Origin of the sequence: Bartonella sp. MF74HXZ (assembly GCF_042194445.1) — a bacterium.
GTDB lineage: Bacteria > Pseudomonadota > Alphaproteobacteria > Rhizobiales > Rhizobiaceae > Bartonella > Bartonella grahamii.
The window spans coordinates 110,066-132,690 of sequence record NZ_JBHIMW010000007.1 but is presented as its reverse complement, the minus strand read 5'-3'; the positions used below and the strand labels follow the sequence as shown (position 1 = coordinate 132,690).

The 22,625-nt window shown below is 38.6% G+C and carries 15 protein-coding genes, 1 tRNA gene and 1 pseudogene; 15 read left to right on the top strand and 2 right to left on the bottom strand.

Annotation, left to right across the window (positions count from 1 at the left end; translation table 11 throughout):
* From ACFIJ8_RS07350 to ACFIJ8_RS07290, 13 genes and pseudogenes are all read left to right on the top strand, one after another.
* Window positions 1–65, top strand: a pseudogene (locus ACFIJ8_RS07350) (elongation factor Tu); the annotation flags it as partial.
* Window positions 66–112: 47 nt separating this feature from the next.
* Window positions 113–188, top strand: a tRNA-Trp gene (locus ACFIJ8_RS07345).
* A 203-nt stretch (window positions 189–391) separates the two neighbouring features.
* Window positions 392–604 carry a preprotein translocase subunit SecE gene (secE, locus tag ACFIJ8_RS07340; RefSeq protein ID WP_273788145.1) on the top strand — a complete coding sequence of 71 codons (213 nt, stop codon included), beginning with the start codon at window positions 392–394 and terminating at the stop codon, window positions 602–604.
* A gap of 20 nt (window positions 605–624) precedes the next feature.
* The gene (gene nusG / locus ACFIJ8_RS07335) at window positions 625–1,155 is read left to right on the top strand and encodes a transcription termination/antitermination protein NusG (protein ID WP_012755024.1); all 531 of its coding nucleotides are present in this window, start codon (window positions 625–627) and stop codon (window positions 1,153–1,155) included.
* A gap of 149 nt (window positions 1,156–1,304) precedes the next feature.
* A complete protein-coding gene (rplK, locus tag ACFIJ8_RS07330; RefSeq protein ID WP_273723157.1) occupies window positions 1,305–1,733 on the top strand; it encodes a 50S ribosomal protein L11 in 429 nt (142 codons plus the stop codon).
* 4 nt (window positions 1,734–1,737) lie between these two features.
* Window positions 1,738–2,442: a 50S ribosomal protein L1 gene (gene rplA / locus ACFIJ8_RS07325; protein ID WP_273788144.1), complete on the top strand. Its 705-nt coding sequence runs from the start codon at window positions 1,738–1,740 to the stop codon at window positions 2,440–2,442.
* Between the two features lie 358 nt (window positions 2,443–2,800).
* A complete protein-coding gene (gene rplJ, locus ACFIJ8_RS07320; protein WP_012755027.1) occupies window positions 2,801–3,319 on the top strand; it encodes a 50S ribosomal protein L10 in 519 nt (172 codons plus the stop codon).
* Window positions 3,320–3,420: 101 nt separating this feature from the next.
* Window positions 3,421–3,792, top strand: a complete 372-nt coding sequence (rplL, locus tag ACFIJ8_RS07315; protein ID WP_012755028.1) for a 50S ribosomal protein L7/L12 — start codon at window positions 3,421–3,423, stop codon at window positions 3,790–3,792.
* Between the two features lie 291 nt (window positions 3,793–4,083).
* Window positions 4,084–8,232, top strand: a complete 4,149-nt coding sequence (rpoB, locus tag ACFIJ8_RS07310) for a DNA-directed RNA polymerase subunit beta (RefSeq protein ID WP_273788143.1) — start codon at window positions 4,084–4,086, stop codon at window positions 8,230–8,232.
* A gap of 172 nt (window positions 8,233–8,404) precedes the next feature.
* Complete coding sequence (gene rpoC / locus ACFIJ8_RS07305) at window positions 8,405–12,616, top strand: DNA-directed RNA polymerase subunit beta' (RefSeq protein ID WP_273788142.1); 4,212 nt, start codon at window positions 8,405–8,407, stop codon at window positions 12,614–12,616.
* 544 nt (window positions 12,617–13,160) lie between these two features.
* On the top strand, window positions 13,161–13,547 hold the full coding sequence (locus ACFIJ8_RS07300) for a MerR family DNA-binding transcriptional regulator (protein WP_012755031.1): 387 nt from the start codon (window positions 13,161–13,163) through the stop codon (window positions 13,545–13,547).
* Between the two features lie 208 nt (window positions 13,548–13,755).
* Window positions 13,756–14,445: a nitroreductase gene (locus ACFIJ8_RS07295; RefSeq protein WP_375629040.1), complete on the top strand. Its 690-nt coding sequence runs from the start codon at window positions 13,756–13,758 to the stop codon at window positions 14,443–14,445.
* A gap of 345 nt (window positions 14,446–14,790) precedes the next feature.
* Complete coding sequence (locus tag ACFIJ8_RS07290; protein ID WP_375629041.1) at window positions 14,791–16,182, top strand: L-serine ammonia-lyase; 1,392 nt, start codon at window positions 14,791–14,793, stop codon at window positions 16,180–16,182.
* Window positions 16,183–17,999: 1,817 nt separating this feature from the next.
* Here the strand turns inward: ACFIJ8_RS07290 and ACFIJ8_RS07285 are convergent.
* Together ACFIJ8_RS07285 and ACFIJ8_RS07280 are read right to left on the bottom strand one after the other, a co-directional pair.
* Entirely contained in the window at window positions 18,000–18,278 is a 279-nt protein-coding gene (locus tag ACFIJ8_RS07285; RefSeq protein WP_012755034.1) for a hypothetical protein, read from the bottom strand.
* Window positions 18,279–18,310: 32 nt separating this feature from the next.
* The gene (locus ACFIJ8_RS07280; RefSeq protein WP_012755035.1) at window positions 18,311–19,660 is read right to left on the bottom strand and encodes a D-alanyl-D-alanine carboxypeptidase; all 1,350 of its coding nucleotides are present in this window, start codon (window positions 19,658–19,660) and stop codon (window positions 18,311–18,313) included.
* A 233-nt stretch (window positions 19,661–19,893) separates the two neighbouring features.
* Here ACFIJ8_RS07280 and clpS point away from each other — a divergent pair, with 233 nt between their 5' ends.
* Together clpS and clpA are read left to right on the top strand one after the other, a co-directional pair.
* Window positions 19,894–20,265, top strand: coding sequence for an ATP-dependent Clp protease adapter ClpS (clpS, locus tag ACFIJ8_RS07275; protein WP_375639286.1), 372 nt, complete (start codon window positions 19,894–19,896; stop codon window positions 20,263–20,265).
* Between the two features lie 6 nt (window positions 20,266–20,271).
* Entirely contained in the window at window positions 20,272–22,623 is a 2,352-nt protein-coding gene (clpA, locus tag ACFIJ8_RS07270) for an ATP-dependent Clp protease ATP-binding subunit ClpA (protein ID WP_012755037.1), read from the top strand.
* The last annotated feature ends 2 nt before the right edge of the window (window positions 22,624–22,625 follow it).

The window sequence follows — 22,625 nt, the reverse complement described above, 5'->3', positions numbered from 1 at the left end:
GTTTTGCTATTCGTGAAGGTGGTCGTACTGTTGGTGCCGGTATCGTCTCTAAAATCATTGAATAAATAATGCTTGTTAAAGAGGTGTTAAAAGTGTTTTAGTTTTGAGAGTTAGGGGTATAGCTCAGTTGGTAGAGCGGCGGTCTCCAAAACCGCAGGTCGCGGGTTCAAGTCCTGCTGCCCCTGCCAAAGGGAATAGAGTTTTACATATAAGGGAGTGGATTTTGCTGCCTTTTTCGCTTTTTTTGATATAGGGCTTGTTTTTTTGTGTATGAAACGGTATTGAATAGGAAGTGAGGAAATTGCATAAGTCTGAAAGTTGGCTTTTGCATTTTTTTCTGTTTATTTTATTGTATAAAACACAATAGGGCTAGAGAGAGTATAGTGTGACGATGGCATCTAAAACCAATCCGATTACCTTTTTGAAGCAGGTTTATGCAGAAACAGTTAAAGTGAAATGGCCTACACGTCGTGAGACGGTTATTTCTACTGTTATGGTTTTGTTGGTAACTGCGTTGGCTTCAGCTTTCTTTTTTATTGTGGATCAGGTTATGCATTTTGGTGTTTGGCGGGTTATTGATCTTCTGAAATATCTTTTTAGTTGAGAATGTAAGGAAGTGTGACTGTGGCAGCTCGTTGGTATATTGTTCAGGCATATTCAAATTTTGAAAAGAAAGTAGCGGAAGCTATTGATAAGGAAGCAAAGCAAAAAGGACTTGATCATCTTTTTGAAAAGATTTTTGTTCCAACAGAGCGTGTTGTAGAGGTTCGTCGTGGACGCAAAGTTGATGCTGAGCGGAAATTTTTTCCTGGTTATGTTCTTGTTCGTGCTGAGTTAACAGATGAAGTTTATCATCTTATTAAGAATACGCCTAAAGTGACAGGTTTTTTAGGATCGGATGCGCGTCCTGTTCCCATTTCTGATCGAGAGGTTGAGCAGATTCTCAAACAAGTTCAAGAAAGGGTTGAGTCTCCAAAGTCTTCTGTATTGTTTGAGGTTGGAGAGCAAGTTCGCGTTGCTGATGGTCCTTTTGTTTCGTTTAATGGAATTGTTCAAGAGGTTGAAGAAGAGCGCTCTCGTCTTAAGGTTGAGGTGCTTATTTTTGGGCGTCCTACGCCTGTTGATTTGGAATTTGGTCAGGTTGAAAAACTCTGATTAAACTTAGAGTAGTTTTAATTACTTTAAGGAAGGAGTGGGAGGTGATTTATGGCTTTTGTCGGCTTAATGATCCGAACCACGTGACTGCGGCGGGTAACGGGCAAGATAAATTGTCAGTATACCAGTGAAATTAAAGGCAGATTGTTATGGCAAAAAAAAGTATAGGTCAGCTTAAGTTGCAGGTTCCTGCAGGAGCTGCTACTCCATCTCCACCGATTGGTCCAGCTCTTGGGCAACGCGGTATTAATATTATGGAATTTTGTAAGGCGTTTAATGCAGCTACACAAGAAATGGAAAAGGGAGCACCGATTCCAGTTGTTATTACGTATTACCAAGATAAGTCTTTCACATTTTCTCTCAAAACGCCTCCTGTATCATTCTTTTTAAAGAAGGAAGCAAACCTGAAGTCTGGGTCAAAAGAGCCTGGTAAAGTGTCTGTAGGAAGCATTTCTCGCGATAAAATTCGTTCGATTGCGGAATCAAAGATGAAAGATCTTAATGCGAATGACATTGAGGCAGCAATGCGTATGGTTGAAGGTTCTGCTCGCTCGATGGGCTTGGAAGTGGTGGGCTAATATTATGGCAAAAGTAGCAAAAAGAATAAAAAATATCCGAAAAGATATTGATTTTAATGAGCTTTACGCTTTAAAAGATGCCGTTTCAATGGTTAAGGAGCGTGCAGTTGCTAAGTTTGATGAAACAATCGAAATTTCAATGAACTTGGGTGTTGATCCTCGTCATGCTGATCAAATGGTTCGTGGAGTTGCTCATTTGCCTAATGGAACAGGAAGAAATATTCGTGTTGCCGTTTTTGCTCGTGGGGATAAGGCTGAGGAAGCTAAGGCGGCAGGAGCTGATATTGTGGGGGCCGAAGATTTGTTTGAAAGCATTAATGGAGGGACTATAGACTTCGATCGTTGTATTGCAACACCAGACATGATGCCTCTTGTTGGTCGTCTTGGTAAGATTCTTGGTCCGCGGAGTTTGATGCCGAATCCGAAAGTTGGTACTGTAACACTTGATGTTGCCGGTGCTGTCAAAGCTTCTAAAGGTGGTGCTGTTGAGTTTCGTGTGGAAAAAGCTGGTATTGTGCATGCTGGTATTGGTAAGGCTTCTTTTGGTGTTGAAAAAATCGTAGAAAATATAAAGGCCTTTGCAAGTGCAGTTATTAAAGCCAAACCGCAAGGTGCAAAAGGTGAGTATATTAAGCGCGTTGCTGTTTCTTCGACTATGGGAATTGGTATTAAAGTTGATCCAGCAACGGTTCGTTCAGAGCTAATATAAGCTGATTTATAATTTTATTTTGAGGTATGTGAATATCAAAATTGTATTTAAAATGCTGGTTTTGATCAGCATTTAGCTATCTAAGCTTTATAGGGCTTAGGTTATACCGGAAGAAATTCCGGAATATCCTGTCCGAGATTGTAGGTGATGCTTTTAAGTATCTTAATCAAAAAAAACCTGCATGAGACTGGGGTAAAAACTGAGAGTTAAAAGACTTAAAGGGTTTGAGCCAAGGTTGCCTTTGAACGCTGTGCGTGAAAAAGGGGACAGGATCCTCATCGGTGACATGAAGTATTTTATGTTATCAAAGGTAACCAACAGGTTTGTTTTAAGCAAATCTGTTAAATGGAGAGAGACAGTGAATAGAGCGGAAAAACGCGAATTTGTTACATGGCTTAACGAGGCTTTTCGGAAGTCTGGTTCTGTTGTTGTTGCACATTATTCCGGTCTGACAGTTTCACAGATGAATGATCTACGTTCGAAAATGGGTGAAGCTGGCGGTGCCGTTAAAGTCGCCAAAAACCGTCTTGCTAAAATCGCTCTTCAGGGCACGGAATCTGAATCGATAGTGGGTTTGTTTACTGGACAAACACTTATTGCTTATTCAGAAGATCCAATCACAGCACCGAAAGTTGCTGTTGATTTTGCGAAAAGCAATGACAAATTTGTCATCCTTGGCGGTTCAATGGGTGCAACAAGTTTAACTGTAGATGCTGTGAAGTCATTGGCTTCATTGCCTTCATTAAACGAGTTGCGTGCAAAACTTGTGGGTATGATTTCTACCCCTGCGACCCGTATTGCACAGGTTGTTAATGCTCCTGCTGGTCAGGTTGCACGTGTCATTGGAGCATATGCTCAGGAGGATAAGGCGGCTTAAGGCTGTTTGTATTCACGTTTATGGAAGGGCTTTAATGCTTTTCTGTTTTTTTGGATAAGATTTAATAATGGTTCAAATCTTTTAATTGAAGGAATTTAAAAATGGCTGATCTAGAGAAGATCGTAGAAGACCTTTCTAATCTAACCCTTTTGGAAGCCGCTGAGCTTTCTAAGTTACTTGAAGAGAAGTGGGGAGTTTCGGCTGCTGCTCCTGTAGCTGTCGCTGCTGTTGCTGGTGCTGCTGCTCCAGCTGCTGAAGAAAAAACAGAATTTGATGTTATTCTTGTTGAAGGTGGCGCGCAAAAAATTAATGTTATTAAGGAAGTTCGTGCTCTTACTGGACTTGGTCTTAAAGAAGCTAAAGATCTGGTTGAAGGGGCACCTAAGCCTATTAAAGAGGGTGCTTCTAAAGAAGAAGCAGAAAAAATTAAATCTCAACTTGAAGCTGCTGGTGCTAAAGTGGAACTTAAGTAAATTTAATTTTATCGGCGGGCATTTATGTTCGCCGATTTTCTTTCTCTTAATACAAAGAGGAAAAATAATGAGTAAAAAAACCTTTTCCCAACGGTTTCGTAACAGTAACGGGATAGGTTGGCACTACCCGTCCCTTCATCATAGAGTCAAAAAGATAAATGGCTTATGTTGATGGGGAAAGTTAAAGATGCTCATTATTGAGTATCAAGTGAACTGGTCTGCATATGCAGGTTAATGATATAAGGCTTTCAAGGTTGGTCTACCTTGAAGAGTAAAGATCAAGGAGCGACGATGGCTCAGACTCACGCAATGATGTCTCAATTCAATGGTCGTAAGCGCGTACGCAAATTTTTTGGTAAGATTCCTGAAGTAGCAGAAATGCCGAATCTTATTGAGGTTCAAAAAGCGTCATACGATCAGTTTCTCATGGTTGAGGAACCGAAAGGTGGACGACCAGATGAAGGTTTGCAAGCTGTTTTTAAATCGGTTTTTCCTATTTCAGATTTTTCCGGTACAGCTATGCTTGAGTTTGTTGGTTATGAATTTGATTTACCAAAATTTGATGTTGAGGAGTGCCGTCAACGTGATTTAACTTATGCTGCCCCATTAAAGGTCATATTACGTTTGATTGTTTTTGATGTTGATGAGGATACTGGCTCCAAAGATATCAAAGACATTAAAGAGCAAGGCGTTTATATGGGCGATATGCCTTTAATGACGACGAATGGTACCTTTATTGTTAATGGTACGGAACGTGTTATTGTTTCGCAGATGCATCGTTCTCCTGGTGTCTTTTTTGACCATGATAAAGGAAAGTCCCATTCATCAGGAAAGCTTCTTTTTGCTGCTCGTGTTATTCCATATCGTGGTTCTTGGCTTGATATTGAGTTTGATGCTAAGGACATCATTTATGCGCGTATTGATCGACGGCGCAAGATTCCTGTTACTAGTCTTTTGATGGCACTGGGTATGGATGCGTCAGATATTTTATCGACGTTTTATGATAAAGTGACTTATGAGCGTGATGGAGAAGGATGGCGAGTTCCTTATTCTGTTGATCGCTTTAAAGGAATGAAGCTCATTTCTGACCTTATAGATGCAGATAGTGGTGAAGTCGTCGCGGAGGCTGGTAAAAAATTAACAGTTCGTACTGCGAAGTCTTTGGCAGAAAAAGGACTTAAAGCGGTTAAAGTTAGTGAAGATGATTTATTAGGTTGTTATCTAGCCGAAGATATCGTCAATTACGAAACAGGTGAAATTTACCTTGAAGCTGGTGATGAAATTGACGAAAAAGTATTAAAAGTTTTGCTTGATGTTAGTGCTGATCAAATCAATATCCTTGATATTGATCACATGAATATTGGCGCTTATATCCGCAATACTTTAAAGGTGGATAAGAATGAAAGTCGGCAGGATGCGTTATTTGATATTTACCGAGTGATGCGTCCAGGTGAGCCCCCAACAATCGATACAGCAGAAGCAATGTTCCATTCATTGTTTTTTGATCCAGAGCGTTATGATCTTTCAGCCGTTGGGCGTGTTAAGATGAATTTGCGTATGGATCTTGATTGTCCAGATACAGTTCGCATTTTACGCCAAGAGGATATTCTCGCTGTTGTTAAGATGTTGGTTGAATTGCGTGATGGTCGTGGCGAAATTGATGATATTGATAATCTTGGCAACCGTCGCGTTCGTTCCGTTGGGGAGTTAATGGAAAATCAATATCGCATTGGTCTTCTTCGTATGGAGCGTGCGATAAAAGAGCGTATGTCATCGGTTGAAATTGATACAGTTATGCCACAGGATTTGATCAATGCAAAGCCTGCAGCAGCAGCAGTTCGTGAGTTTTTTGGGTCTTCGCAATTGTCGCAGTTTATGGATCAAACTAATCCATTGTCGGAGATTACCCATAAGCGCCGTCTTTCTGCTCTTGGTCCAGGTGGTTTGACTCGTGAACGTGCGGGTTTTGAAGTCCGTGACGTACATCCTACGCATTATGGTCGTATTTGTCCCATTGAAACACCGGAAGGTCCTAATATCGGTCTGATTAACTCCTTAGCAACATTTGCGCGAGTTAACAAATATGGCTTTATTGAAAGCCCATATCGAAAAATTGTTGATGGAAAAGTCACAAAAGAAGTTATTTATCTTTCAGCGATGGAAGAAGCAAAGCATTATGTCGCTCAAGCTAATTCGTCATTAGATAGTGAAGGTCGTTTTACAGAAGAGTTTGTTGTTTGCCGTCATGCTGGTGAAGTTTTAATGGCGCCGCGTGATCATGTTGATTTGATGGATGTTTCACCAAAACAGTTGGTTTCAGTTGCAGCAGCGCTTATTCCTTTTTTGGAAAATGATGATGCGAATCGTGCGCTTATGGGATCGAACATGCAGCGTCAGGCAGTTCCTCTTGTACGTGCTGAGGCGCCATTTGTTGGGACGGGAATGGAAGCCATTGTTGCACGCGATTCAGGAGCTGCTGTGAGTGCAAAACGTAGTGGTGTTGTTGATCAAGTCGATGCTACCCGTATTGTTATCCGTGCAACAGAAGATTTAGATCCTTCAAAATCAGGCGTTGATATTTACCGCCTACAGAAATTTCAGCGTTCTAATCAGTCCACTTGTATTAATCAGCGTCCTCTTGTACATGTCGGTGATAGGGTAGAGAAAGGTGATATCATTGCAGATGGTCCATCCACGGATCTTGGTGATTTAGCTCTTGGGCGGAATGTTCTCGTAGCCTTTATGCCTTGGAATGGATACAATTATGAAGATTCTATTTTGTTATCCGAGCGCATTGTTGCTGATGATGTTTTTACTTCAATTCATATTGAGGAATTTGAAGTTGCAGCACGCGATACAAAACTTGGTCCTGAGGAAATTACGCGCGACATTCCTAATGTTGCGGAAGAAGCGTTAAGAAATCTTGATGAAGCTGGCATTATTTATATTGGTGCTGAAGTTCAACCAGGTGATATTTTAGTTGGAAAGATTACCCCAAAAGGTGAAAGTCCCATGACGCCGGAAGAAAAGCTTCTGCGTGCAATTTTTGGGGAAAAGGCATCCGATGTTCGTGATACTTCTATGCGTATGCCTCCTGGAACTTTTGGTACTGTTGTTGAAGTTCGCGTTTTTAATCGCCATGGCGTGGAAAAAGATGAACGTGCGATGGCAATTGAGCGTGAAGAAATTGAGCGTTTAGCAAAAGACCGTGATGATGAGCAGTCTATTCTTGATCGCAATGTTTATGCGCGCCTTACCGATATGTTGACAGGTAAAGTTGCTGTAGAAGGTCCGAAAGGCTTTTCGGGAAGCAAAAAGCTTGATAGTACAGTAATGGGGCATTATCCACGATCCCAGTGGTGGCAATTTGCTGTTGAGGATGAAAAGCTTCAAAATGAAATTGAAGCTTTGCGCAAGCAATATGATGAATCAAAAGAAGCATTACAACGTCGCTTTATGGATAAAGTTGAAAAGGTCCAAAGAGGTGATGAAATGCCTCCTGGTGTCATGAAAATGGTGAAGGTTTTTGTGGCTGTGAAGCGCAAAATCCAACCAGGTGATAAGATGGCAGGACGTCACGGGAATAAGGGTGTTGTTTCACGTATTCTTCCCGTAGAAGATATGCCATTTCTTGAAGATGGGACTCATGCTGATATCGTCTTGAATCCGCTTGGTGTGCCTAGTCGTATGAATGTTGGACAAATTCTTGAGACGCATCTTGGTTGGGCATGTGCGGGGATGGGCAAGAAGATTGGTGATTTGTTAGAATTGTATCAAGAGACTGGGGATATATTGCCGTTGCGTCAGCGTATTGAAAATCTTATGCCTGATGATAATCAAAATGAACCAGTCCGTCAGTATGATAATGAAAGCCTTTACAAATTGGCATTACAGATGAAGAAAGGGGTTTCAATTGCAACGCCTGTTTTTGATGGAGCACATGAGTCTGATATCAACATGATGCTGGAGGACGCAGGCTTAGATAGTTCAGGGCAGGTTACGCTTTATGATGGTCGTACTGGAGAGCCTTTTGATCGTCCAGTAACGGTGGGATATATTTACATGTTGAAATTGCATCACCTTGTTGATGATAAGATTCATGCACGTTCTATTGGTCCCTATTCACTTGTTACGCAGCAGCCATTAGGAGGTAAGGCACAGTTTGGTGGTCAGCGTTTTGGTGAAATGGAGGTTTGGGCACTTGAAGCTTATGGTGCTGCATATACTTTGCAGGAGATGCTAACAGTAAAATCAGATGATGTGGCTGGTCGAACGAAAGTCTATGAGGCAATTGTGCGTGGTGATGATACATTTGAGGCGGGTATACCCGAAAGCTTTAATGTGTTGGTAAAAGAAATGCGCTCACTTGCTCTTAATGTGGAGCTTGATGATGCGCGTGAACTTATTGCACAGCGGGCATTGTCTGATACAGCAGAATAATAATTCAAGGAGCGCAGTAGAAAAAGGCTGCGCTCTGATTATTTTAAGAGGCTCAATAACCTTATTAAGGTTATACAGGTCATTTTTAAAAGTAAATGTATTTTAAAGAAGATCTGTTATAAAACAAATGAGATATTACAACAGGTTCTAAGAATCTTTGAAGGAGAACAGCATGAACCACGAGGTCATGAATCTTTTCAATCCTCAAGCGCCAGCGCAGACATTTGACTCTATTCGCATTTCTATTGCGAGTCCTGAGAAAATTTTGTCCTGGTCGTATGGTGAGATTAAGAAGCCTGAGACTATTAATTATAGGACTTTTAAACCAGAGCGTGATGGTCTTTTTTGTGCACGTATATTTGGCCCTATTAAAGACTATGAATGTCTATGTGGCAAATATAAACGCATGAAATATAAGGGCATTATTTGTGAAAAATGTGGTGTAGAGGTTACTCTTTCGCGCGTACGTCGTGAGCGTATGGGGCATATTGAACTTGCGGCACCAGTTGCGCATATATGGTTTCTTAAATCATTACCAGGTCGTATTTCTACACTTTTAGATTTAACTTTAAAAGATATTGAGCGCGTTCTTTATTTTGAGAATTATATTGTAACCGAACCAGGATTGACATCTCTTAAGCTCCATCAGCTTCTTTCTGAAGAAGAATATATGCTTGCTATTGATGAGTTTGGAGAAGATCAGTTTACAGCTATGATTGGCGCTGAAGCTATTTACGAGCTTTTAGCTGGTATGGAGTTAAATAAAATCGCCAATGATTTGCGTCTCGAATTAGCTGAAACAACTTCAGAGTTAAAGCAGAAAAAACTGATTAAACGACTTAAAATCGTTGAAAATTTTCTTGAATCTGGAAATAAGCCAGAGTGGATGATTATGAAAACAATTCCGGTTATTCCACCGGATTTGCGTCCATTGGTTCCGCTTGATGGTGGGCGTTTTGCGACATCAGATCTGAATGATCTTTATCGGCGGGTTATTAATCGTAATAACCGCTTGAAACGGCTGATTGAATTGCGTGCTCCTGGAATTATCGTGCGCAATGAAAAGCGTATGGTACAAGAAGCTGTTGATGCATTGTTTGATAATGGACGGCGTGGGCGTGTGATTACTGGAGCCAATAAACGTCCTCTCAAGTCCCTATCAGATATGTTGAAGGGTAAGCAAGGACGTTTCCGTCAGAACTTACTTGGAAAGCGTGTTGATTACTCGGGGCGTTCTGTTATCGTGACGGGTCCTGAATTAAAACTGCATCAATGTGGTCTTCCCAAAAAAATGGCTCTTGAATTGTTTAAGCCTTTTATTTATGCGCGGCTTGATGCAAAAGGCTATTCATCAACGGTAAAGCAGGCAAAGAAGCTTGTTGAAAAAGAACACCCAGAAGTTTGGGATATCTTGGATGAGGTTATTCGTGAGCACCCTGTTTTACTCAACCGTGCGCCAACATTGCACCGTTTGGGGATTCAGGCTTTTGAACCTATCTTAATTGAAGGCAAAGCTATTCAACTTCATCCACTGGTGTGTACTGCTTTTAATGCGGATTTTGATGGAGATCAGATGGCGGTTCACGTTCCGCTTTCTCTTGAAGCACAGCTTGAAGCCCGTGTTTTGATGATGTCGACCAATAATATTCTTCATCCGGCCAATGGTGCCCCAATTATTGTTCCCTCACAGGATATGGTTCTTGGTCTTTATTATCTTTCAATTGTTTCTGAAAAAGAACCAGGTGAAGGAATGGCTTTTTCTGACATAGGTGAGCTTCATTATGCCTTGGAAAATAAGGTTGTAACGCTTCATACGAAGATTAAAGGCCGTGTTAAGAATATGGGGAAGGATGGAAAAGAAGTTTCTAAACTTTATGATACGACACCTGGTCGTTTGATTATCGGTGAGCTTTTGCCAAAAAATTCGGATATCTCATTTGATATTGTCAATCAAGAAATGACGAAAAAGAATATTTCTAAAATGATTGATCATGTTTATCGGCACTGTGGACAAAAAGAGACGGTTATTTTTTGTGACCGTATTATGCAGCTTGGTTTTTCTTATGCTTGTCGTGCAGGAATTTCATTCGGTAAGGATGATATGGTTATTCCTGATAGTAAGTCGCGTTTAGTTGCAGAGACAGAAGCTTTGGCTAAGGAGTACGAACAGCAATATAATGACGGTTTGATTACACAAGGTGAAAAATACAATAAGGTTGTAGATGCTTGGGGTAAATGTACAGATCGCGTTGCAGATGAAATGATGAAACGTATTCAAGCCGTTGATTTTGATCCTAAAACAGGTCGTCAACGGCCGATGAATTCGATCTATATGATGTCGCATTCTGGAGCACGTGGTTCTGCTAACCAGATGAGACAATTGGCTGGTATGCGTGGATTAATGGCAAAACCATCGGGTGAAATTATTGAAACCCCCATTATTTCAAATTTTAAAGAAGGTCTAACTGTTAATGAATACTTCAATTCCACGCATGGTGCACGTAAAGGACTTGCTGATACTGCGTTAAAGACGGCGAACTCTGGTTATTTAACACGGCGTCTTGTTGATGTTGCACAGGATGCTATTATTTCAGCAGTTGATTGTGGTACTGCAAAAGGGCTTACCATGCAGCCAATTGTTGATGCAGGACAAATTGTTGCCTCCCTTGGGCAAAGGATTCTTGGTCGTACAGCGCTTGTTGATATTCTACATCCTGTCTCTGGAGAGGTTATCCTTGAAGGTGGAGCGATGATTGAGGAAGCTGATGTCGCGAAGATTGAAGAAGCTGGAATTCAATCTGTTCAAATTCGTTCTGCTTTAACATGTGAAACACGTCTTGGTGTTTGTGCAAAATGCTATGGTCGTGATTTGGCGCGTGGAACACCTGTTAATCAGGGAGAAGCCGTTGGTGTTATTGCTGCTCAATCCATTGGTGAGCCGGGAACACAGCTTACTATGCGTACTTTCCACTTAGGAGGAACTGCGCAGGTTGTTGATTCATCTTATTTAGAGGCATCTTATGAAGGTAAGGTGGAGATTCGTAATCGTAATGTGGTTCGTAACTCTGAAGGGCATTTGGTTGTGATGGGGCGTAATATGGCTATCCTTATCAAGGATGAGTTAGGAAAAGAGCGCGTTGTACATCGTGTTAGCTATGGTGCCCATATTTTTGTTGATGATGGTGATATGGTTAAACGTGGCCAACGTATAGCAGAATGGGATCCTTACACACGTCCAATTTTAACGGAAGTTGAAGGCTATGTGGGTTTTGAAGATATGATTGATGGTCTATCTGTCACTGAAACAGCTGATGAATCTACGGGTATTACGAAGCGTTTGGTGATTGATTGGCGCGCTAATCCACGTGGTGCGGATCTTAAACCAGCCATTATTATCCATGCAGATAAAGAAGGTGAATCCATTGCTAAATTGTATAAGGGAGGTGAAGCCCGGTATATGATGTCAGTGGAAACTATTCTTTCTGTTGAGCTTGGTGCTCATGTTAAGGCTGGTGATGTTATTGCTCGTTTGCCAATGGAAAGTGCCAAGACGAAAGATATTACGGGTGGTTTACCACGTGTGGCTGAGCTTTTTGAAGCGCGTCGTCCAAAGGATCATGCGATTATTGCTGAAGTAAGTGGTACGATTCGATTCGGCCGTGGTTATAAGAATAAACGTCGTATCATTATTGAACCAAATGATGAAACTCTTGAGGCAGTAGAATATTTGATTCCAAAAGGTAAGTTGTTTCACTTCCAAGAAGGTGATCAAATTGAAAAGGGAGATTATATCCTTGATGGTAATCCAGCACCTCATGATATCTTGGCGATTAAGGGGGTTGAAGCTTTGGCATCTTATCTTGTTAATGAGATTCAGGAGGTTTATCGTTTGCAGGGAGTTCTTATTAATGACAAGCACATTGAAGTGATTGTTCGTCAAATGTTGCAAAAAGTTGAAATTACTGAATCTGGAGATTCTGGTTATATTCCAGGTGATAATGTTGATCGTATTGAACTTGATGAAATCAATGATAATTTGATTGCAGAAGGGAAGAAACCTGCATCTGGTAATCCCATTCTTCTTGGAATTACAAAAGCTTCTCTTCAAACGCCTTCTTTCATTTCGGCGGCATCGTTTCAGGAAACAACACGTGTTCTTACTGAAGCAGCAGTTTCTGGTAAAATTGATACTTTGCAAGGGCTTAAAGAGAACGTTATTGTCGGTCGTCTTATTCCAGCAGGTACAGGTGGTACGATTTCTCAAATCCGTCGTATTGCTGCCGTTCGTGATGATTTGATTGTAGATGAGCAGCGTAAGTCTAGTAATAACGAAGTGGCTAAGGCTATGTTGACAAATATGACAACTGGGGCTGTTGCTGAATAATTTAAATATAACATAACATAATAAAAAAACGTCTGAACTTTCTATTCAGACGTTTTTTTATTTCGAAATGCAGAAGTTGCATATTTTCCTGAAAATATCAAAAATTATAAGGCGATAGTTATTTTAAACATCTTTAGTAGCTTATTATTTTGTAATGATGCTTATCTTTTTTGTTGCTTTATTTTAAAGTTTCTTAATTTCTAAAAGCAGTATAGAATTTTTCCAAAATATGTGAAGCTCAAAAGCCATATTCAAGGAAAAGAGTTGATTATCTACAAATCGAATAATGATTGATTTTGAATTTTAGAAAAATTATTGATTGATATCTTCTATAAAGATTTTAAAGGACTTATAATGAAAGATCGATAGTCTTTTCTGTAATCTAAAAAATAATTGATTCTCTACTATACAATACTTGTATGACAAGAATGTATCTTCTTCTAAATTAGAATGCAGGAGAGTAGAGATTAGGGTGCTCACTAAGTATTATAAAAAATAGACATATTTCTTATCACAATGAGATCTATGAAGACAGAATGAAAAAATGTACGAATATTATTCAATTGGAAAATTAACACGTGAGTTTTCAATAACAGCTCGGACTTTGCGTTATTATGAAGAAGAGGGACTTCTTATTCCTTTTCGGCGTGGAAATACACGGCTTTATACACAAACGGATCGTCATAAGTTAAAACAAATTCTGCGTGCTAAAAGAGTTAAATTTTCGTTGTCTGAAATATCTGATATGTTGACAATGGTTGGAAAACCACCTGATGATGAGAAAAAGCTTAAGAAACTAATTGCAGGAATTCATAAAAAACGAGCTGATTTAAAGCAGATGCAGCATGATATTGATGATCTTCTACAGGATTTAGAACGAATTGAGGAGAGTTTTTTTGAGAGCTTAGCGGAGTTGGGGGTTAATCATTGATTATAAAATTTATTTCATCTGCTTTTAGACAATTTTTTTCTATTAAAAGAGATGGGTTATACTATCTCTAAGGGGAATCTTTAACACTACGTGAAATGTGTAAGTTATTTAAAGAAATAGAGTGTTCGAAAAAAGCTGCGAAGGTATTTTCGCAATATATTGTCCTTAATAAGTAAAAAAATTATTTTTCATAAAGAAAGTAAAAACAATGGCAGTCTCTCCTATGAGTGTTTTTCAATCTATTTTATCACGAAAGTCAATTCGCGCTTTTACTGATCAGCCAGTTAGTTTGGAAACAATCAAAGAAATCTTAAAACTTGCAGCACGTGCACCATCTGGAACAAATATTCAGCCATGGCAAGTGATTGTGCTTACAGGAAGTGTATTACAGAAAGTAGGGCAAGAGCTTTCACAACTTGTGCTTTCAGGTGTAAAAGGAGAGCGTGAGTATAGTTATTATCCACGTCAGTGGCGTGAGCCTTATATTTCAAGGCGTCGAAAAGTTGGTTTGGATCTTTATCAGAGTCTTGGAATTCAAAAAGGTGATGAAGAAAAAATACTTCATCAAAAGGCGCGAAATTTTTTATTTTTTGATGCACCTGTAGGACTCTTATTTACAATGGATCACGACATGGAAATGGGGAGTTGGCTTGATTTGGGTATGTTTATGCAGACCATTATGTTAGCTGCACGTGGATTTGGATTAGATACCTGTCCTCAAGCTGCTTTTGCTGATTATCATAAACAGATTCGTACGCTTTTATCTATTCCTTCTGATCGCCATATTATCTGTGGTATGGCACTTGGTTATCGCGATATGAGTGCTCCAGAAAACAATTTTGAGACAGAACGAGAACCGTTAGAAAAATTTGTACGTTTCATTGAAACATATCCATAAAATATTTTATATAATTAAGCATACGTTTTGAAGAACTTGGTGCATTATGAAAAATATTTCCGATAAGAATTTCGCATCCTTATTGAATTTTAATATTGCATATTAACACTTATTTTACTACGTTTGAAACATTAAGAGCGGTGGCTCTAGGGGCATTGTCCGTTTTTTGAAGGTGAGTCTAATGGAAAACACTATAGAGAGAAAGTGTTGGGTGGTAGCAAGACGAGCGACATTCGTGTTTATTGCTGTCATTTTTTTAGTTTATCTCGCAATTTGATTTTAAACGGGACAAACGTTATGAAAAAGCATATATGCTCAAGCTGTACTATAGTTTTGAGGTGATACGTGTTTCTATCTGTTTTTGAACTTTTTAAAATTGGGATTGGTCCTTCTAGCTCACATACGATGGGACCGATGACAGCTGCTAATATGTTTTTGCAAAAGATAGGAGATTTTTCTCGGTCGTCTGATATTCAAGTTTCTCGTATACGTGTTTATCTTTATGGTTCTTTAGCTTTCACAGGTATTGGTCATGCAACAGATAGGGCTATCATATTAGGACTTTTAGGAGAAAAAGCTTCTACTGTTGATCCTGATAGCATGGGGGGATTGTTAGAAAAAGTTATACGTGAAAAAAAAGTGCAACCAGAAGGACATCCCGCTTATCAGTTTGATGTGCAGCATGATCTTATTTTTGAACGAAAGAAAATCCTCCCAGGACATACAAATGGACTAGCCTTTGAAGGACTTAATACTGATGGGAATGTTCTGTTGCGGCAGATTTATTATTCTATCGGTGGTGGCTTTGTTGTGACTGAGGATGAGTTAAGCCATATGAATGATAATATACAACCAGAAACATTAGAGGTGCCATATCCATTTGATTCTGCTGGTGCAATGTTATCAATGGCAGAAAAATCAGGACTTTCAATTGCTGAAATGAAGCGCTTAAATGAAGAAACAAAGATAGAGCGTTCTTCTCTTGATACAGGGCTTGATGAAATTTTTTCAGCGATGACAAATTGCATTGATAGAGGTCTTTCACAAGAAGGTGAGTTGCCTGGTGGATTGCGTGTTCTAAGGCGTGCTAAAAAGTTGCATGAAACGCTTTTGGAAAATCAAAAGAAAAATCGCAATTATCCACTTTGGGCAAATGATTGGCTTTCGGTATATGCTATAGCAGTCAATGAGGAAAATGCAGCAGGTGGTCGTGTTGTTACAGCCCCAACAAATGGGGCAGCTGGTGTTGTCCCAGCAGTTTTGCGTTATTATCTTCAATTTAATGATGATTCAGATCGAGAGGGAATACATAATTTTCTATTAACGGCAGCAGCTATAGGCGGTGTTATCAAACATAATGCCTCTATTTCTGGTGCAGAAGTTGGGTGTCAAGGTGAAGTTGGAACGGCATCTTCAATGGCCGCAGCAGGGTTGACCGCAGCGTTAGGTGGAACGCCAGCTCAAATTGAAAATGCGGCAGAAATAGCGCTTGAACATCATTTGGGAATGACATGTGATCCTGTTGCAGGTCTTGTACAAGTTCCTTGTATTGAGCGTAATGCAATGGGAGCTGTTAAGGCGGTAACGGCTTCTTCTCTTGCATTATATGGTAATGGAGATCATTTTGTTTCTCTTGATGCTTGTATAGAAACAATGCGCCAGACTGGTCATGATATGAGTGAACGCTATAAAGAGACAAGTAAAGGTGGTCTTGCAGTCAATACAATATCTTGTTAGGGGCTGAAACATTTCTCAATCCATAACTGGAATTTTGGGGAGAGGGATCGTGTTTCCTGATAAAGCTTATGTTTTTTTGTTACTTGTAAATCAAAATTCCACTTTAATGCAACAGCAGCTTGAAATAAATTCGAGATGATTCAGTGTTTTCTTAACGAATAGTAGCTTTGGCATGCAAGTTTGGAGGGGGAGTAGTATCAGTATCTATCTGATTTGTCTCTAAAATGGGAAAAAGTCTAATTTAGAAAAAATAAAAAAGCGTAAAGTAAAATTAGTGATCAGTCTGCCATTATTTTTTAGCTGGGTTTTATGGCTTTTAAAAGTTTCCATAGCCATATCTTTTAAGTAATGGAAGATTATGCCTGAGTATCCAAGGAAAATTTGTGTTAAATCTGAATAATTATGATGAGGAGAGAGAATTTTAAAGATTTTAATTTTTAGAAGTGAAGATCTTTTGATACCTAGTATGGTAAAAAATACCTTGAAAAGAAATGCTAATTTACAATAATTAAGAGATATATTGGAAATATTTTTTTTATTTATAAATTCTGTACCGTCAAAAAAACTAAAATAAATAATAGCGTATACATTAAAAAATATTTATCAAAATTCTCATGAGAATAGAATGCACACAATAGAACATTATCGTGTTACTCATTCATGAGTTTGTTTTAAAGAAATATCTCTCAACGCTCCCAAACTCATTTCGCGATGGCACCTGTGAATGGTATAACAGTAAATCCATTGAGCTGTCCCCATCTTTATGCTTAATAAAAAGAGTACGCTGGCACGATTACACACTTTACCATCCCCCCCTGTATGGGGACAAAAGCCCTTGGCATTTAAAACGGTTCATTATAGGCATTTTGAGTCTTTTTGGTACGGTCTCACGCCACACACTAATCTCGCTCGTAATATGCAAGAGAACGGTTTGGATTGATTCAACATAAACAAATTTCAAATGAGAGAATCTTACGATATTCGAGATTCTCATCTAACATGCAAAATAATGAACTATCTTTATAAATCAGTATCTTGCATATGAATAGTGTAATGTAAGTTTTCCATGAATGGTATAAAACCTATAGAGTATTAGCAGCTTTATTTATAGAGGGAGAAGACCAGCACTATCACCCTTTTTTCAACTTTCAATGTTACAAAAGATCCTAGAGTACTTGAAATGATTCATAAGAGATATTTTGATTCCTTTTTTTATAGCTTAATGCCAATTTTGCTCGTGATGAGCAAGCGAACGATTTTGACTGATTCAATATAAGAAGGAAAATAAGAGAATTTTACGAAAACCTCTTATTCAATATGCAAAAAATAAATTATAAATTAAAATCTTATGGAAATCGTTATCATGATATTTAATCTGATAATTTCTTTTACGTTTTTTCATCGATAGTATTTATATTTCCCAATTTTCTTTGTCTGTTAAAAGAAATAAAAGTAAGGGGAGTTAGATTATTTTTTACAGCGTTTATGTTGTAGAGGAGACCGTTATTAAGAGGGAGTTTCTTTATTGAGCTTTTACAATAATCCCTAAAATGATAAGCTTTCATCCAATGAAGCTATTCATTTTTTCCAAAAAGATATCAAGGATAATTTTTATATTAAATCAAAAAGTAGGAAAATATTGGATGTTTTTTATGTCCTTAATAATGGTTTTATTGAAAGCTTGGAGGTATTAGATAGTTGGAAAAGCTGTCAGCACAATTCCATAATTTAAGAAAAAAGTATGTTTATCAAAGGTTTTTCTAAGGCTGTAGATAATGGCTAATAATGAAATAATTTTTTAGAGATGGTCTGTAGAATTAAATATTTGTTGCTCCTAGACGGATTTTAATAGGCACATTACCAGTTTGGCTAGCAACGCGTAAATGAATGCGTACAGGAGGCATTACGAGACGACGGTTGCGTATTGTTTGGCAAATGAGAAGGTTAACAAGAGATTGTGTATCTAATGCAGTCGAATTGTATTTTAAACCAGTAAGTTTTGCGGCAGCATCGTGAAGAGAACGCAATGAAAGGAGGGATGATTGCTTCAATAAAATTTCTTTTTTATGGAATGAAGCAAAAGCATTATCTGTCATAATACTATCCTTAACGCAGAATTCAAAAATTTTTAGTAGGCTACAGTATAGCAGTTAAAATTTGCTTTCTTTAATGTAGAGCAAGCATCAAATGCAGCTTTTTTTGATTGAAATCCTGTAAAGCGCGCTCGGTAATAACGCTGCCCACTTTTTTCAAATAGTTGCATGTGTGAAGATGCGTGCTTTAAAGTAGAAAAAGCTATATTTTTTGCTTTTAAAAGTAAAGTTTTTGCTTGTTCTTCACTAGGAAGAGAACCAATTTGGATAGCCCATCCGGCATTTGTGGACAAAGAGGCTGTTACAATTTTATGAGTCTCAACCGGTATAGTTTTTTGAGGGTTTGGTATTGGGATAATTACCTTATTTACAGCCGTTATTGCGATATTGGAGTTTTTAGGTTGTTCTGCAAATGCTGTCAACATAGTCGAAATTTCATCGTCAAAATTACTTGAATCAGCTTTAATGGTCGGTATAGGAGTATTGGCGCCAGTCGGTAAGTGATAGCGTACAGAAGCCATTAAACGTTCACCACTTTTCATTTGGCTTGCTTTAGGCAAATATTGATTCAATAGGCTAGCCATATGCTCGTCACGTGCAGTAGATGATTTCCCTCCCATAACAACAGCGACAACAGAGCGCCCATCAAGACGCATTGAAGTTGCTAAATTAGAACCTGACATTTGTGTGTATCCTGTTTTAATTCCATCGACACCTTTCATTATTTTAACGAGTTTATTGTGGCTGTTAATTTTATGCCCACGGAAATTAAAACTTTTTGTTTTGAACAATTTATATTGTTTTGGAAAATGTTTACGTAAAGCTAATGACAAAGTCGCTATATCTCGTGCTGTAGAATAATTGTGCACATCCGGAAGTCCTGAAGCATTTGCGAAATGTGTATGTTTCATGCCAAGTTTACGAGCTTTTATAGTCATCATTTGAGCGAATTTTTTTTCACTACCTCCAAGATATTCTGCAATGGCAGCAGCAACATCATTTGCGGATCTTGTAATGAGTGCTTTAGCTGCTGATTCTGCAGAAATTGTTTGGCCTGCTTTAAACCCAATTTTTGTCGGTGGACGCATTGCTGCATAATGTGAAACAGGAATTGGTGTATTTGGTGTCACACGACGCATCTGCATAGCTTCAAAGAGTAAGTACAATGTCATCATCTTTGTTAAAGAAGCAGGATAACGTTTCAGTGTTGCATTGGCTTGAAATAGAGTTTTTCCCGTAGTAGCATCTATAACAATAGCCGCATACTTATCAGGATAGGCTCCTTGAGGTGTGGCTGATGCCCAACAGTAAGAAAAAGCTAACACAACAAAAGAAATTGCTATTGTTTTACAGTAGCGCATAATTTTTTGATAATTAATATACACTTGCAGTATCCTATTTCTCCATTTATCCTGAAAAACTTCTATAAAGCTTCCTTTTCTGTAATTTGTTGATGCAGTTTAGACGAATGGTATTACTAATTTGTTTACAGAAGTTGTTTTATGAGTGAGTGATTGAAGTCTAACCATAGAGGGAATCTTTTTCTAATACATACAGGTATTGCAATAGTTATGAAAGAACTTAAAATTAATAAAAATGTACTGCATGGAAAACGATAATGGGACAGACGCTCATAATAAACTCTATAGCTCATATTATGCATAATGAAAAGGGCAAGAATTGGGATGAAGTTAGGCATGGTGCGGTTATAATGCCTAAGGCTAGAGCAAAACTCGAAAAACCTAAATTATGTCGAGTTTTTTTGCTTAATGATGATTACACACCTATGGATTTTGTTGTTTTCGTTTTGAAGAACTTTTTTAAAAAAAGTTTCGAAGAGGCAACGCGAATAATGTTAACTGTTCATCACAGTGGGATAGGAGAATGTGGAACTTATACTTATGAAGTCGCTGAAATGAAAATATTACAAGTGAGGGAATGTGCGCGTCAAAATGAACATCCGTTACAATGTGTAATGGAATGGAAGTGAGGAATTATGCCATCTTTTACACCTAGTCTTGAAGAGGTTTTGCATCGTGCATTAACAATTGCTACTCAAGCACGGCATGAATACGCAACATTAGAGCATCTTCTACTTGCGCTGTTAGATGATGCCGATGCAAATTCCGTTATTCAGGCTTGCCAGGTAGATGTGGAGGAATTGCGAGAGCGCTTAACCAATTATCTTCGCTCAGAGTTAGATGAACAGATTAGAGCTGATGAGGATACGAAGCCTACAGCTTTTTTCCAGCGTGTTATCCAACGTGCGGTGATTCATGCACAATCAGCTGGAAAAGATGAAGTATCGGGGGCAAATGTTCTTGTTGCAATTTTTTCTGAACGTGAAAGCCATGCAGCATATTTTCTTCAAGAAATGGGAATGACACGCTATGATGCTGTACGTTTTATTTCGCATGGTATCACACGTGATGATGGGTTATCCATGTTACTTGAAGGACTTGAAGAGCAATTAGATCAGCAGATTTCGGATAATGGTGAAAGAGGAACAAGTGCTTTAACGAATTATTGTGTTGACCTCAATTGTAAAGCACTTAATGGAAAAATTGATTTATTAATTGGCCGTGAAATAGAAATTTCACGCATGATTCAGATTTTATGTCGAAGGTCAAAAAACAATCCGCTTTTGGTTGGTGATCCTGGAGTGGGGAAAACCGCTATAATTGAGGGATTGGCAAAGCGCATTGTTGATGGGCAAGTGCCTGAAGTTTTATCAAATGCAACAATATTTTCTCTTGATATGGGGGGACTTGTTGCTGGTACACGTTATCGCGGTGACTTTGAAGAACGCTTAAAGCAAGTTATTAAAGAGTTTGAGCTGTATCCAGATGCTATTTTATTTATTGATGAAATTCATACCTTAATTGGAGCAGGAGCGACATTAGGGGGAAATATGGATGCAGCAAATCTTTTAAAACCTGTATTATCTTCTGGAACTATGCGATGTATTGGTTCGACGACTTACAGAGAATATCGCAAATTCTTTGAACAAGATCGTGCTTTAGAGCGTCGTTTTCAGAAGATTGATATTAATGAACCTTCTGTTACAGATGCGATTAAGATTTTGCAGGGGATGAAGCCTTACTTTGAAGATTTTCATCAGATTAAATATACAGATCAGGCGATGAAGGCATCCGTAGAATTATCTTCACGTTATATAATTGACCGTAGGTTACCTGACAAAGCAATTGATATTATTGATGAAAGTGGCGCAGCGCAAAAGCTTTTGCCACAAAAACAACGCAAGAAGAGTATAGGTGTTAAAGAAATTGAAGCCACTGTTGCTACAATTGCAAGAATTCCACCAAAAACAGTTTCTCGGAATGATCAGAAGATACTGAGTAAGCTTGAAAGAGAACTCAAACATGTTGTTTATGGGCAAGATCAGGCAATTTCCGTCTTAGTTTCATCCATAAAATTGGCGCGAGCAGGTTTACGCGAACCGGATAAACCAATAGGAAGTTACTTATTTTCAGGACCAACAGGTGTAGGAAAAACTGAAGTTGCAAAACAGCTTGCATCATCTTTAGGCATTGAATTATTGCGTTTTGATATGTCAGAATATATGGAACGGCATACGGTAGCACGTTTAATCGGAGCTCCTCCAGGTTATATAGGGTTTGATCAAGGAGGTCTCCTTACAGATGCTGTTGATCAGAAGCCTCACGCAGTCCTATTGCTAGATGAGATTGAGAAAGCACATCCAGAGTTATTTAATATTTTATTGCAGGTAATGGATTATGGTAGATTAACAGACCATAATGGTAAGAAAATTGATTTCCGCAATGTTATTTTGATTATGACAACCAATGCTGGTGCTTCAGATATGGCAAAATCAGCTATTGGATTTGGGAAAGTACATCGTGATGGTGAGGATATAGAAGCAATCAATCGGTTATTTACACCAGAGTTTCGTAATCGGTTAGATGCAATTATTCCGTTTGCACCTTTATCTCATTTAATCATCAATCAGATAGTGCAAAAATTTATTTTTCAGCTTGAAGCACAATTAGCTGATCGGGGAATTTGTTTTGAATTAAGCCCTTCTGCAACTTTATGGCTTTCCAATAAGGGATACGATTCTCAGATGGGAGCACGCCCATTAGGGCGTGTTATACAAGAATATATTAAAAAGCCATTAGCTGATGAAATTTTATTTGGAAAGTTACGCAACGGTGGCATTGTTCGCGTATTGACACAAAAATCAAATGGCAAAAAAGAAAGCTTACAGTTAGAAATTTCATCTTCCGATATATCTGCAAGTTCAAAGAAAAGTAAAATGGAAAATTTTACAAAAAAACGTGTAGGAAAAAAAAGCACAACAACTTAAGA